General features: G+C 49.3%; 11 protein-coding genes. 7 read left to right on the forward strand and 4 right to left on the reverse strand.

Going from position 1 to position 14,617, the window contains the following annotated elements:
• Positions 1 to 340: 340 nt before the first annotated feature.
• The 4 genes from NX720_RS10790 to NX720_RS10795 all read right to left on the reverse strand — a co-directional run bounded on the left by NX720_RS10790 (position 341) and on the right by NX720_RS10795 (position 3,947).
• A complete protein-coding gene (locus tag NX720_RS10790) occupies positions 341 to 1,591 on the reverse strand; it encodes an RNA-guided endonuclease InsQ/TnpB family protein (RefSeq protein WP_404831064.1) in 1,251 nt (416 codons plus the stop codon).
• Positions 1,479 to 1,952: a recombinase family protein gene (locus NX720_RS27075; protein WP_404831073.1), complete on the reverse strand. Its 474-nt coding sequence runs from the start codon at positions 1,950 to 1,952 to the stop codon at positions 1,479 to 1,481. Before NX720_RS27075 ends, NX720_RS10790 begins: the two co-directional genes overlap by 113 nt.
• Positions 1,953 to 2,110: 158 nt before the next feature.
• A complete protein-coding gene (locus NX720_RS27080; protein WP_404831065.1) occupies positions 2,111 to 2,593 on the reverse strand; it encodes a C2H2-type zinc finger protein in 483 nt (160 codons plus the stop codon).
• A gap of 328 nt (positions 2,594 to 2,921) precedes the next feature.
• Entirely contained in the window at positions 2,922 to 3,947 is a 1,026-nt protein-coding gene (locus NX720_RS10795) for a hypothetical protein (RefSeq protein ID WP_262601127.1), read from the reverse strand.
• Positions 3,948 to 4,109: 162 nt separating this feature from the next.
• Between NX720_RS10795 and fmt the strand changes: the two genes are divergently transcribed.
• From fmt to glyS, 7 genes are all read left to right on the forward strand, one after another.
• Positions 4,110 to 5,066, forward strand: a complete 957-nt coding sequence (fmt, locus tag NX720_RS10800; protein WP_262601128.1) for a methionyl-tRNA formyltransferase — start codon at positions 4,110 to 4,112, stop codon at positions 5,064 to 5,066.
• Complete coding sequence (gene rsmB, locus NX720_RS10805) at positions 5,066 to 6,379, forward strand: 16S rRNA (cytosine(967)-C(5))-methyltransferase RsmB (RefSeq protein ID WP_262601129.1); 1,314 nt, start codon at positions 5,066 to 5,068, stop codon at positions 6,377 to 6,379. The genes fmt and rsmB overlap by 1 nt, the downstream gene beginning before the upstream one ends.
• Before the next feature lie 21 nt (positions 6,380 to 6,400).
• Positions 6,401 to 7,774: a Trk system potassium transporter TrkA gene (trkA, locus tag NX720_RS10810; RefSeq protein WP_262601130.1), complete on the forward strand. Its 1,374-nt coding sequence runs from the start codon at positions 6,401 to 6,403 to the stop codon at positions 7,772 to 7,774.
• A 116-nt stretch (positions 7,775 to 7,890) separates the two neighbouring features.
• A complete protein-coding gene (locus tag NX720_RS10815) occupies positions 7,891 to 9,339 on the forward strand; it encodes a TrkH family potassium uptake protein (protein WP_262601131.1) in 1,449 nt (482 codons plus the stop codon).
• 56 nt (positions 9,340 to 9,395) lie between these two features.
• Positions 9,396 to 11,345: a hypothetical protein gene (locus NX720_RS10820; RefSeq protein ID WP_262601132.1), complete on the forward strand. Its 1,950-nt coding sequence runs from the start codon at positions 9,396 to 9,398 to the stop codon at positions 11,343 to 11,345.
• A 169-nt stretch (positions 11,346 to 11,514) separates the two neighbouring features.
• On the forward strand, positions 11,515 to 12,486 hold the full coding sequence (gene glyQ / locus NX720_RS10825; RefSeq protein ID WP_262601133.1) for a glycine--tRNA ligase subunit alpha: 972 nt from the start codon (positions 11,515 to 11,517) through the stop codon (positions 12,484 to 12,486).
• Positions 12,486 to 14,576, forward strand: a complete 2,091-nt coding sequence (gene glyS / locus NX720_RS10830; protein ID WP_262601134.1) for a glycine--tRNA ligase subunit beta — start codon at positions 12,486 to 12,488, stop codon at positions 14,574 to 14,576. Before glyQ ends, glyS begins: the two co-directional genes overlap by 1 nt.
• Positions 14,577 to 14,617 lie beyond the last annotated feature (41 nt).

The following is a 14,617-nucleotide window of genomic DNA, read 5'->3' on the forward strand; positions in this document are numbered from 1 at the left end:
CCGGTATTATTATCGTCTATATCTGTGGCTCTTGCTGGTTGCAATCAGAAAGAAGATGGTTAAGCATAAGCGCCTGACAGTGGCGTAAGAAAAACTCTCCGGCAAGCGGGTAGACAGTAAGGAGGTGGCGAAGATCCTAATCAAGCCAAAAGTCCGGGAGTCAGTCCGTGGCTTCAGTTAGATCGTTATTTTCACTTTCATTGCCCGTAGCAATATTATCAAGTGATTCATGCTGTATTGCAGGAAACATCTCATCGATAGATTCCTCCACCGGCGGATAGCTGATATCCGTGACTACTCTTGATTAAAACCGCAACGAACGCAACATTCGTTGTTATGATTAAGGCTCAAGCTGCCTTGTTAGATTTTTAAGAAGGACGTTTCTCGCACCGTTGATGTCTCTGTCAACGGTGAAACCATTGCCTTTTATAACTTTTGATGAACCAAGCCGATCATCAATACTGCCATCCCATGAGCGGGTCTTTGACGTGTACGCTTCATTGCAATCCACAACGTGCTTTCCGTACTTTCTGGCGTACCACTTCAAACGCACCTTAAACCCGTAATGATTGAGATCTAGCATCTGGCGGCAGGTATTCCGGCGTATGGTACGCACCTTTTTGTCTTTTCGTGTGACCATACCCCTCGTCTCGAAAGACGGCAGAAAGATAACGTCATAATTGGATACAAGCTCGAACGCCAGTCGGTTATGCAAGTCCAGAATAATGTCATCTTTCTTGCACTTGAGGCGGTTAATCTCTTTGTCAAAGTTGACAATACGATCCTGCGCCCACTGAGGCATGTCAGGAAACTTTATGCCTTTTTGGGTGTTCAGAATCTTTTGTTTTTGCCCAATGAGATTGTCAACTCGTTTCATAAGCGGGAACAACTTTTTTTTGGCAAAGTCATTTCCTGCAATTAAAGCCTCTTTATCGCTGAAACAGGTAGCAAAAGTTCGCACTCCGGGGTCTATCCCAACACACTTCACTGCGCCTTGGATATCGGCATTGAGTTCTATGTGTTGTTGAACCTGAATGAACCAGCGCCCTTTGTCACAGGTAATAACGCATGATTTACCAATGGCTTCGGCAGGCACTTCTTCCGTTAGATGGATTCTGCCCAACGCATTAACGCAAGGGTTCAATCCCTTTGGCAGTCTATCAATAGAGAATGAGTGCCTGCTTCCTTTACGGCTCTTAAAACTTATTTCTGAGAAACCTTCACTTGCCCCTTTGAGTTTTTTGTTTTTACTGCAAACAGACTTGAATGTTGTCGCTGCCGCTAGTGTTCCATTATCTGAAATAATAGAGTTATAAGCCCGTCCATTGTCTTTTTGCTCCTTCTCCACCTGAGCCTTTATCGACGGGCGCATATTAATAAATTTACCATTTTCGTCCTTGTATTTGTCATTGCGGAACCGCTCTACAGCCAGGTTGTAAGAACGCCTGTAAAGAGCAAGTGCATCCCTGTAGGCCGGTTCATTCTCCGGGTAAATTCTGATCCTTTTTGATGCTACGATCTTTGCGCCTTTTAGCGGAACGCTGTCCGTAGTGGCTGTTGCAGAACGAGGTAATGAAACCGATAAGCTCATGGGTATCAAAGGCTTCACCGGAACCATTCGAGTCATCCAAAACTTCGATTTGTCCTCCTGATAATTCAACGAGCCACTTGATAAGTTCGAATCCTGATCGTGCGAGCCTGTCTTTTGTGGTAACCACAATGTGGGTTGGATGGTCGCACATCGCTGATTCCAGAATGGTTTGCAGTCCTTTTCGTTTAAAGTTGAAAGCACTGGCAATGTCACTGATAAATTCTGCGTCAGGATACCTTTCGAGCAAGCGTCGCCTTTGCGTAGCAATGGAAGATTTTTGCTTCCCTGAGCTAACCCTTGCATAGCATATCTTCCTCTGCTGGTTGATGAATATGCGGTAGTGCCCCCCGCTCGTTTGCATTATTTTCTCGTAATGACCGCTTTCGATCTTTCGCCTTATTGTCTGGGTTGTTACGCCCTCAATCTTGGCAAGTTTGGTTGTGGATACCCACAAAATAAACGCCTCTGGCTATCTATGTTGTTGTCAGTATAACAAGTTATGTTGCGATTGTTGCATTTTTATTTAACTGTTTGTTCTCCCTCCTGAAAAACAGTTGAGAAAGTGGCGGCAGGCGCATACCGATTCACGGAACAGGCCGTTCCGTGAGAAGACACTATGTTGCTTATGGCCGTAACACTGCTCAAGGAGGCGATGGTCTGGGTTGTTGTCATCACTATACCCGTTGGCTCTACCTGAGAATGGACTGTGGTAACAGCACTGGTTCCTTGATTTGAATGGTGTTTTTTTCTGTGTGCCGTGAGGTTGATGGCTGAAGTGTAGCTTTTATCACAATTCGGGCAGCGAAAAGGTTTATTACCGGTATGACTTTGTTTATGGCGATTAAAGTTACTTTTGTCAGAAAAGCGTTTATTACAAATTTCGCACTCATAAGGTTTTTCACCGGTATGGATTCGCTTATGTCTTATAAAATTTCTCTCACTTGCAAAAGCTTTAAAACAAAACGGACACTGAAGAGGTTTTGCACCGGTATGACTTCGCATGTGTTCGGTGAAATGGTGGGGCGACTAACAAACTTTCTTACATACCGCACAGGTTATTTTTGGCATGATCAATACTCCATAACATGGCTCGAAAAACCTGTGTTAAGCAAACACCAGATTTTCAGGCGTCTATAGCGGTTCTGGTATTATTATCGTCTATACCTGTGGTTCTTGCTGGTTGCAATCAGAAAAGACAACGGCATGAAACCGGGCAAGCCAGAAAGAAAGGTGAATTTAGCAGATTACCGGAGAAACTCTGCCGAATTGTCGGAGAATCACAACAAGAGACACCCGAATTATTTATCAGGCGGATAAGGGGAATTGATTCCTAAACGTTTAAGTCTGGCATTATCTGCAATAGCTGTTTCTTAAGTTCACAAAAATCCTCAGGGTCTTTATCTTCATCATCAATGCTAATGTTGAGCTCCTCAAGCTCGTCATTACACCCTTTTTCAGCAATCTCCAATATATAGTTCCCGATAGTACGACTCAGAAAATCATAACCATACTTCGGTAAAGCATCGGAATATCCCCTGATGAAAATGTTGATAATTATGGGGAGACAGGTGTTATTGACACCACAGACTTCCTCTCCAACAGGGTCATCGAACAGTTCAATGATTGCATACATATAGTGCTTTACTGGAATATCAACCTGATAGAGTTCATGGTCCAGAGGGTAATCAATCAGGTAAATAGTATCCTGAGTTTCATCATAAAGCTCATTAAAGCCATTTCTGTCTTCAAGGTAGATCTGTGCAGGACGTTCAAGAATATCTTCTCCCTTTTTTGGAATGTTATCCGGATCAAAATTCAAAAGAGCGGATACCTGAGCGTATCGATAAAGAGCCTTATAAAACATTACTGAGTCTGTGGATCGTTCAGCCTTGATATACTGCTCAACCACTGAATCAATCGTCTTGCCGGGAACAAAAGGATAACTGGCAACATAATACAAACTACCATCATAAATAAAAAAAGCAGCCCGATCCGCAAAGACGATTTTTCCATTGACTTTTTCCAGGAGGGCATACTTCTCAGGCTGTGCTTTCAGTTCCCATTCATATTCAAAGTGTTTTGGCTTTTCATCTTCCAGGTCGACAGAGACTATTTTCACAAACCAGTCCTTCCCAGAGGATTTAACTGAAAACACAGTGTCATGCTGAGTACTGCTAGCGCGATCAAAACTGAGCTGACGAATATCCTTTGCCTTGCCTTCAAAGAGGTGCCAGACCGCCATGCTTTTATTTGGCTGATACCCAAGCTGTACGGCTTCATCAGGGAAGCCGACCAGATTTGCCTCAATACGGCTTATAACCAGAAGCAGAAGAAACAGTAGCGGTAGTTTTTTCATGCCCATATCCTTACGGAGTATTTGTAGTTATATCGGCCTTTACTTCTCTCCAGTTGACTCAGGCCATCGAAATTTTACACTGTCGACGGGTTTCCTTATCATCCACGGTCATCTCCTATATTTCCGCTACTGCGGAGCCATTCATAAGTCCCGAATATCGAAATGAAAAGCCTGAAAATCGTCTTTGCCGGTACGCCGGAGTTTGCCAGTGCGCATCTGCAAGCTGTACTCGATACACATCATGAAGTCATTGCTGTCTACACACAGCCAGACCGCCCGGCCGGGCGGGGACGCAAACTGAAGCCAGGCCCGGTGAAAGAGCTGGCACAGCAGCACAACATTCCGGTTTACCAGCCAAAGACACTGCGTGATGAAGCCGCACAGCAGGAACTGGCAGACCTGAACGCCGATCTGATGATCGTTGTCGCTTACGGACTGATACTGCCCCAGGTCGTTCTGGATACCCCAAAACACGGCTGCATCAATGTGCATGGCTCTATTCTGCCTCGCTGGCGCGGTGCAGCCCCTATTCAGCGGGCGATTGCAGCCGGTGATAAAGAGTCCGGCGTCACGATAATGCAAATGGATGCCGGACTGGATACGGGTGACATGCTGATCAAGGCCCACTGCCCAATCAATGAATCGGATACCTCTTCAGATCTGCACGACCGACTTATTGAAGTGGGTCAGCCAGCCTTGGTCGCAGCGCTTGACGGGATTGCCGAAGACACTCTGATCGCTGAAAAGCAAGACGATGCTGAGGCCTGCTATGCCCACAAGATGAGCAAGGAAGAAGCCAGGATTGACTGGAGCCGCCCGGTTTCAGAACTGCACAACCTGGTGCGGGCATTTAACCCATGGCCTGTTGCAACCGCTGAATTTGAGGGTTTGGCGATTCGGATCTGGGAAGCCAGCGTCGTAGATGACGCTGTCACTAACGAGTCAGACAAGGGGCCAGGCACCCTGCTCAGAGCCGATAAGAAAGGGCTGGATATCGTCTGCCAAAGCGGTATCCTGCGCGTTACCAAAGTACAACTTCCCGGTAGCAAAGCGATGTCTGTCAGCGACCTGCTGAATAGCAAAAAAGAGTTGTTCACAACCGGAAAACGGTTCAGCTAATGGCCAGAAAATCTTCTGTAAGGCTGGCCGCGGCCACTGCCGTTACCAGGGTCATATCCGGTGAATCCCTGAGTCAGGTTCTGCCTGATCTGCAGGAAACCTTGCCAAAAAAAGATCAGGCTCTGCTGGCCGAGCTCTGTTACGGCACACTGCGCTACTACTTCCGCCTCAGTGCCTGGCTGAACAAGCTGGTTGATAAGCCGCTCAAAAAGAAGGAGCAGGTGGTACACAGCCTGATTCTGGTGGGGTTGTACCAGCTGTTCTACACCCGCATTCCGGCACACGCCGCCATCGGGGAAACCGTTCAGGTGACGCGCAGCATGGGCAAAGCCTGGGCGAGAGGGCTGGTTAATGGCGTCCTGCGTAATGCCCAGCGTAATAGTGACGAGCTGAACGACCTGGACGATCAGGACAGCGACCATTTCGATGAAATCTGCGCCACCGCCCATCCGGCATGGTTAATCGGTAAGCTGAAAAAAGGCTGGCCAGAACACTGGCAGGGTATTCTCAAGGCGAACAACAGCCAGCCCCCCATGACTCTGCGAGTCAATGAGAAACACCTGTCCCGTGATCGCTATCTGAAAAAGCTGCTGGATCATTGCATTCAGGCTTCACCGTCCACCATAGCCCCCCAGGCCATCACTCTGGCAAAGCCTGTGCCTGTGGATGAGCTGCCAGGCTTTGCCGAGGGCTGGGTCAGCGTTCAGGATGAATCTGCGCAACTGGCTGGTGTCTTGATTGATACGAAATCTGGCGAAAAGGTTCTCGACGCCTGCTGTGCTCCGGGAGGTAAAACCTGCCACCTGCTCGAGTTAAACGAGGGTATAAAGCTGGACGCACTGGATGTGGATGACAAGCGACTGGCAAGGGTTCAGCAGAACCTTGACCGTATCGGCTTATCCGCCCGCCTGATGCATGGCGATGGTACACAGCCTGAGCAGTGGTGGGACAATCAACTGTACGACCATATTCTGCTGGATGCTCCCTGTTCAGCAACCGGGGTTATACGCCGGCACCCGGACATCAAGTTACTGCGTCAACCGGAAGACATTGATGCACTGGCCCGGTTACAGCAACGCATTTTCAATACCATGTGGACATTGCTTAAACCGGGCGGCACTCTGTTATACGCTACCTGTTCAGTCATGCCTGCTGAAAACAGCAAACAGGTTGAAGCATTTCTGAGCAGCCACCCGGACGCCTGCCTGCAAACCATTGAAGGCAACTGGGGTTATGACACCGGATTTGGACGACAGATTTTCCCCGGTAGTGGGGATGGATTCTTTTATAGCCTGATCAAAAAACAGGCATAGGGCAGTTAAGGATACTGAGTCATGAAGATTATCATTCTTGGGGCAGGTCAGGTGGGTGGAACCCTCGCTGAAAACCTTGCCAGTGAGGAAAATGATATCACCGTAGTCGACACCGATGGTGAGCGACTCCGGGAGCTGCAGGACAGAATTGATATTCGTACCATACAGGGAATGGCGTCTTTCCCCTCAGTACTCAAGCAGGCTGGGGCTGATGAAGCGGATATGCTGGTTGCCGTCACCAACAGTGACGAAGTCAACATGATCTCATGCCAGATTGCCTACACCATGTTTCATACACCTGCCAAAATTGCCCGAATCCGACAGGCAGCGTATCTGAGCAGAGACAACCTGTTTGGTGACGATGCTCTGCCGGTAGACGTCCTGATCAGTCCGGAGCAAGTGGTGACTAACTACATCAGACGCTTGCTGGAACGCCCCGGGGCTTTGCAGGTTCTGGATTTTGCCGGAGGGCGCGCCCAGCTTGTGGCTATGAAAGCATACTACGGTGGTCCGCTGGTTGGTCAGGAGCTGCGTTATCTGAAAGAGCATATGCCAAACGTCGAGAGTCGTGTGGCTGCCATTTTCCGCCGGGGTCAGCCGATCATGCCCAAGGGGACAACGGTTCTGGAAGCAGACGACGAAGTCTTTTTTATTGCCGACCGTCGTCATATTCGTGATGTGATGAGCGAGATGCAGCGCCTGGATGACGATTATAAACGTATTATTATTGCCGGGGGCGGCAATATCGGTTTGCGGCTGGCGCAATCGGCGGAAAATGATTTCAAGGTTAAAATCATTGAGCGCAGTATGTCACGCTGCCAGTTCCTGTCGGAAACGCTGACCAAGGCCATGGTTTTCAACGGCAATGCTTCCGATAAAGAGTTACTGATCGCAGAAAATATTGAAGAAACGGATGTGTTCTGCGCTCTGACCAACGATGACGAAGCCAACGTTATGGCGGCCATGCTTGCCAAAAGGCTCGGTGCCCGCAAGGTGATGGCACTGATCAACAACCCTGCCTACGTTGACCTGGTACAGGGGGGTGAAATTGATATTGCGATATCACCACAGCTGGCGACAATAGGCAGCCTGCTGAAGCATGTCCGCAAGGGCGACGTGGTCAACGTACACTCTCTGCGTCGTGGCGCGGCAGAGGCTATGGAAGCCATTGCCCATGGCGATGAGAATTCATCGAAAGTGGTAGGGCGCACGGTTCAGGAGGTGGAGTTGCCACCGGGCACTACCATTGGCGCTATTGTCCGTAACGATGAGGTGTTGATTGCACACGACACAACTCGTATTGAGTCCGGCGATCATATTATTCTGTTCCTGACCAATAAAAAACGCATCCACGAAGTGGAGCGACTTTTTCAGGTGGGTCTGGGATTTTTCTGACTTTTAACACAATACCGGGGCATTGAAACGTTCAATGCCCCGGGCCTGATAAAAAAGGAGCGCTGACTCCACTCAGGCCTTTGCATGGCAGCAAGAAAAACAAAAACAGGGGTTGTATGCAATTTACAGTGGTTCTGCCCGTTCTGGGCTTCCTATTGATGGTATTCAGTCTGTCGAATATCCCGCCCATGATGGTCGCGTTAATCTATGGCGAGGCCGAGGTTTCACTCTTTATCTGCACGTTCTTGCTGACGTTACTGGGCGGGCTGTCCATGTGGCTTCCCTACCGGAAGATACAGGGCAATATGAGAATCCGGGACGGTTTTGTCATTACGGTGCTGTTCTGGCTGGTTCTCGGGCTGGTTGGCTCTTTGCCTTTTCTGATGATGAAAGTGCCTTCATTGTCAGTGACTGACGCGATCTTTGAATCCATGTCAGGGCTGACCACCACCGGAGCGACCATTCTCACCGGGCTCGACCACATGCCACGTTCGATCCTGTTTTATCGCCAGCAGCTCCAGTGGTTTGGCGGGATGGGAATCATCGTTCTTGCCGTCGCCATCATGCCAATGCTGGGCATTGGCGGCATGCAGCTGTATCGCACGGAAACCCCCGGGCCAGTAAAAGACACCAAGCTGACACCTCGTATCAAGGAAACCGCCAAAGCACTCTGGAAGCTTTATGTAGCCTTAACCGTCACCTGCGCCATTGGCTATAAGCTGGCAGGCATGGACTGGTTCGATGCCATCAGCCACAGCTTCTCAACCGTTGCCATCGGTGGCTTCTCAACCCACGATGCCAGCATTGGTTATTTCCAGTCCCCCCTGATTAATGGAATGACGACTTTTTTCATGTTTGTTGCGGGTATTAACTTTGCCCTGCATTTCTTTGCCTGGCGCAACAAAACCCTCTCCCATTATCCAGGGGACTCGGAAACCAAAGGGTATGTACTAATCCTCTTAACCGTTGCCCTGATTACGGTGCTGACCCTGTATCTGTCGGATACTTATAGTCTCTGGAAAGCGGTTGAGTACGGTGTCTTTGAAGTGGTGTCAATTGCCACAACAACCGGTTATTCAAGCAGCGGTTTCTCAATCTGGCCCACCTTTCTGCCACTGTTGCTGTTTATTAACAGTTTTGTCGGGGGGTGTTCCGGTTCAACAGCGGGCGGCATGAAAGTGGTGCGCATCATGCTCATCTTCAAACAGGGCATTCGGGAGTTGCATCGTCTGGTTCATCCTAACGCAATTATTACGATCAAACTGGGCGGACAGCCAGTACATAGCCGAACAGGTGAGGCAGTCTGGGGGTTCTTTGCAACTTATGTCTTTCTGCTGGTTGTCATGTTTCTGCTGTTGATGGCAACGGGGCTGGATATTGTGACCGCCTTTTCTACAGTGGCTTCCTGCATGAACAACCTGGGTCCGGCGCTTGGCGAAGCAGCTGGCAACTATGAAAGTCTGCCCGATGTGGCTAAATGGATTCTGACCTTTGCCATGCTGCTGGGACGGCTGGAAATATTTACCCTACTGGTACTTTTTACCCCGGTCTTCTGGCGTTATTAAGTTTATGATTCGCCGAACCGATAAAAATCATACGTATTAACTAAGCGGTTTATCAAATGCCCATTGCCTCCGAACCGCCATTCACCCGTCCACCTTATTCATCAGATACTGATCACCTTCCACCCGGCGGACACACTGACGAAAGGGTAAGAAAAACAGCTGAACCCTCAGGGTTATCAGCTGCGGGGGGGGAAGCCGGGAAACACACGCCTCTGAGGGCGAGGAATATAAGACCTGTCGCCGCCTCTCCCACCGTTAACGCGAGGGCTGTAGCCAAAGCAAACTATATACAGCAGTTACGTAAAACCACTGTCCTGCAGGCTCAGGCCAGCCTGGTCAATCACATCCCCGCATTAAAAAGGCTGGGAGGCGACCCTGCCGGTATTCCGGCTAACCTCGGTTTTTCTATTTCCTATAACGATAAAGGAACGCTTATCAGTGTGGTGCCGCCCGATGAACGTTTAAGGGCGAATCCACAAAAGTACAATGAGATAAAAACCAGACTGATAAGAAAACTGGAGCAGATTGAAAACCAGTACAAAGGCACTAAAAAACAAGACCTATTCAATAAAACTGCTACCGCAGAAGAACAGTTAAGGATCAGCAAAGAGGCTTTAAGCGAAACCGGTGCTTCAATGCCTGTTGTTGATTACAGGCAGTTTATGATTCCTCTTGGTTCAATGGTGAGCCGGCCAGCCCCCCCCTCTAATCCAGGTGCAGGTGCAGCCGCAGCAGCCCGACCCGGTGAGTTTATGCTTGAGAGGGAAAGACGAAGGCATGGTGCACCAGTACCAACAGGCTCAGGAGCTTCGGGTGGTTTTAAACTGGATCAGTCTGATGTTGACAGAGTTCGCTTTATCTCAGCGGGAGAGTCGAATTTGCTGGAAACCCCATCCTCAACATCATCACACCGTTTACTGAAACAGGCCTACTTTGGTTTCAGAAGTGCAGATGCTGACTGGTTGGAGAACTCTCATATCGCTTTTCAATCTTCAGAGCCTACAACCTTTGAGCGTATTGCGTATTCAAACAGCAATCACCAGGTCCTCAAAAAATTCAAGGTACAGCTGCAACCTAAATCCAGTCGGGACTACGTTCCGGGCGATGAAATTCTTGTTGTTAAAGACATGAGCACCAACCAGCTAAAACTGGTAAGAGCTGGCTCGTTCGATGGCGAAGATGCAGGAGGAGGCGGTTTTCCCGGGTACTCAATCAAAGGGGCGGAGAGAGCCTTAGCCTACTTAAAGAGTAAGGTGGTTGGCAATCATAAGCCTTACCAGCATTTGCACGCAGGCAATCTTGGCAATATAGCGGAATGGACTTGTGGTTTTAATTCGCTTCAGGTAGCTATTTTTATGGCAACTGGTATTAAAGTTCCATTTCCGGTTCTGGTTGCAGTAATTGAAGACAAAATCGATGAAATGCCTGCTGCAGCTCAGCAACGTATCAGAAACGAATTGCTCAGGAAACGCTACAGTTTTGACCCGACTCTTCTGCAAATCCTGTTGGGAGACACCGACCGCTATAAGAAACCACCTTTCAGGGAAGCCTATGAAGGCTATGTCCTGATTGGTACAGAGCAGGGTTCACCAACAGCACGAGGATTTGGGCATAACTATAACCGTTGTGATTCAAAAGTCCTGACCCGAAACGAAATAGAAAACCATGATTTTGATAAAGCATCTTCTGTGATTGTCGCCCAGGATCTCTACGCTTATGCGATTTACAGAGTAAAAATAGGAAGCGGGAGTCACCGTTTCGTTGTTTATGACCCACATAATTTTCATTTCGAAACAGATTTCTTCACTAACCCATCCAAAGCTGGATTGAAAATGTTTAATTCAAAACAGGAAGCCTTTCACTATTTATCAACCCGGAAAAATGGTCATGAGAGAAACAGAGGCAAATTTGATGGCTTCTATAGATTCCCGGACATCATTCTTCAGGATCTTCAGAAGAATATGCTGAAAACCAAAAGCAACTGGGAAAAGCGAGTTATTGGTTAACTCACTCCCCCGCAGACAAGTAGTCCCTACAACTCTTTTATCCACATCAATTAACATCTTATCCACAACCTTATACTATCCGCCGTAAAACGTTATAATCCGCCACTGTTTACGATAATTCTTCCCCATTTTCCGGCTAACCGAATTCGAGCCTCCATGAGGTAATAAAGTGACTGCTCAAAGCACGCCTGACATCAAAACATTCCAGGGCCTCATTCTTGCCCTGCAGCAATTCTGGGCCAAACAGGGTTGCGTGATCATGCAACCACTGGATATGGAAGTAGGAGCTGGCACTTTTCACCCTGCCACCTTCCTGCGTGCCATTGGTCCTGAAAACTGGAACTCTGCCTATGTGCAGCCAAGCCGCCGTCCAACCGATGGCCGCTATGGTGAGAACCCCAACCGTCTGCAGCACTACTACCAGTTTCAGGTAGTGATGAAGCCTTCCCCGGCGAATATTCAGGACCTGTACCTGGACTCCCTGCGCGAGATGGGCATTGACCCTCTGGTACACGATATTCGTTTTGTAGAAGACAACTGGGAATCCCCGACCCTGGGTGCCTGGGGTCTGGGCTGGGAAGTCTGGATGAACGGTATGGAAGTGACTCAGTTCACTTACTTCCAGCAGGTCGGTGGCATTGAATGCTTCCCGGTCACCGGTGAGATCACTTACGGTCTGGAACGTCTGGCCATGTATATTCAGGGCGTGGACAACGTTTACGACCTGGTATGGACAGAAGGCCCCCAGGGTACTGTCACCTACGGCGACGTGTTCCTGCAGCAGGAAGTGGAAATGTCCACTTTCAACTTCGAGCATGCCGACACTCAGGAACTGTTCCACCAGTTCAATTTCTTTGAAGGTGAGTCTGCCCGCCTGGTTGAGCTAAACCTGCCTCTGCCTGCTTACGAGTATGTGCTGAAAGCTTCCCACACCTTCAACCTGCTGGATGCCCGTCATGCCATTTCGGTTACTGAGCGTCAGCGCTACATCCTGCGAGTACGGACACTGGCCCGCGCTGTGGCTAAAGCTTACTTCGACGCACGCCATAAGCTGGGCTTCCCAATGGCCAGCGATGAGATTCGTGAAGACGCTCTTAATGAAATAAGTGCGCAACAGCTCTCTGCTCAGGAGAAAAAGTAATGAGTAAACAAGATTTCCTGGTTGAGCTGGGTACAGAAGAACTGCCACCAAAAGCTTTGAAAAAACTGTCTGCTGCCTTCACTGACGGCATTATTGATGGTCTGAAAGACGCGCAACTCTCCTTTGAAGGCTTTGAGTCTTTCGCTGCACCACGCCGACTGGCACTGCTGGTAAAAGGTCTGGAAACCGCCCAGCCTGACCAGAAACTGGAACGACGTGGTCCTGCGGTTAAGGCTGCCTTTGATGCTGAGGGTAACCCAACCCGTGCCGCTGAAGGTTTTGCCCGCTCTAACGGTGTCACCGTTGAGCAGCTGGAGCAACAGGAAACCCCGAAAGGCGCCTGGCTGGTTTTCCGCGCCATTCAGCCGGGACTGCAAACCAAAGAACTGCTACCTGAAATCGTCTCCAAATCACTGGCGGCTCTGCCGATTCCCAAGCGTATGCGCTGGGGTGCCAGCCGGGCTGAATTTGTTCGTCCGGTTCACTGGCTGGTGATGCTGATGGATTCTGAAGTCGTCGATTGCGAAATCCTTGGACTGAAAAGCGGCAATACCACCAAAGGCCACCGCTTCCATGCCAACAAAGCGCTGACCATTAACGCAGCGGCAGATTACCAGAAGCTGCTGCTGGAAGAAGGTAAGGTCGTTGCCGACTTTGCAGCTCGCCGCAGAACCATTAAAACCAAAGTGAACGAAGTGGCTGCTGCCGCTGGCGGTACCGCGGTGATTGATGAAGACCTGCTGGACGAAGTGGCGGCATTGAACGAATGGCCTGTGCCTCTGTCCGGCCAGTTCGATAAAGCGTTTCTGGAAGTACCGGCAGAAGCTCTGATCTCTTCCATGAAAGCGCATCAGAAATACTTTCATATGGTGGATGCGGAAGGCCTGCTGATGCCTTACTTCATCACTGTGTCCAATATTGAAAGCCTTGACCCGACTCAGGTGGTGGAAGGTAACGAAAAAGTTATCCGCCCACGTCTGGCTGACGCCAGGTTCTTCTTCGATACCGACAAGAAGACCACACTGGAAGCCCGCCGTGAGAATCTGAAGCCTGTTGTATTCCAGCAGCAGTTAGGTTCTGTTTATGACAAGACGGATCGTATCGCCCGTCTGGCCGCTTTTATCGCTGAACAGGAAGGTGGACAGCCTGAGCTGGCTAAACGTGCCGGTGAACTGTGCAAGTCAGACCTGAACTCTGAAATGGTTCTGGAGTTCCCGGAACTGCAAGGCATCATGGGTCAATACTACGGTGCCTTTGACGGTGAGGCAGAAGAGGTGTGCGTTGCTCTGAACGAACAGTATATGCCACGCTTTGCGGGTGATAAACTGCCGTCCAATCTTACGGGAAGCGCTGTTGCCATTGCCGACAAAATTGACACCCTGACCGGTATCTTCGGTATCAAACAGCCACCCTCTGGCAGCAAAGACCCATTTGCGCTGCGTCGTGCGACTCTGGGTGTTCTGCGTATCATCGTTGAGAAAAAGCTGGATCTGGACCTGCGGGACCTGATTAATCATGCTATTGAAGGTTACAAGGCACAGGGCGTTGAACTGCCGGCCAGTGAAGGCCTGACAGAAACGATTCTGGAATTTATGCTGGAGCGTTTCCGTGCCTGGTATCAGGATGAGAATATTCCTGCCGAGGTGTTCCTGTCAGTCATGGCTCTGAAGCCTTCCCAGCCGTTCGATTTTAACCAGCGAATTAAAGCCGTTCATGCTTTCAGCCAGCTGGCTGAAGCCGATGCACTGTCAGCTGCCAACAAGCGGGTTTCCAACATCATGGCCAAAGCCGGTGATCTGCTGATTCCGGATTCTGTCGATGCTGGCCTGATGAGCGAAGAAGCTGAACAGGTTCTGGCGAAAGCTCTGGCTGACAAGAAAGTAGAAGTTCAGCCTGCCCTTGAACAGCGTCAGTACAGTCAGGCAATGGAGAGTCTTGCACCATTGAAGGACATTGTTGATAACTTCTTCGACAAGGTACTCGTGAATGCAGAAGACGAAGCCACTCGCCTGAATCGTTATGCGCTGTTGAAGCAGCTTCGCAGCCTGTTCCTGCACGTTGCTGATATTTCGTTGTTACAGAAATCCTGATAAACAGCAATAAAAGAGCGGCAAAAGCCGCTCTTTTTTTA

The sequence above is a fragment of the Endozoicomonas euniceicola genome (genome assembly GCF_025562755.1).
Taxonomy (GTDB): Bacteria; Pseudomonadota; Gammaproteobacteria; order Pseudomonadales; family Endozoicomonadaceae; genus Endozoicomonas_A; species Endozoicomonas_A euniceicola.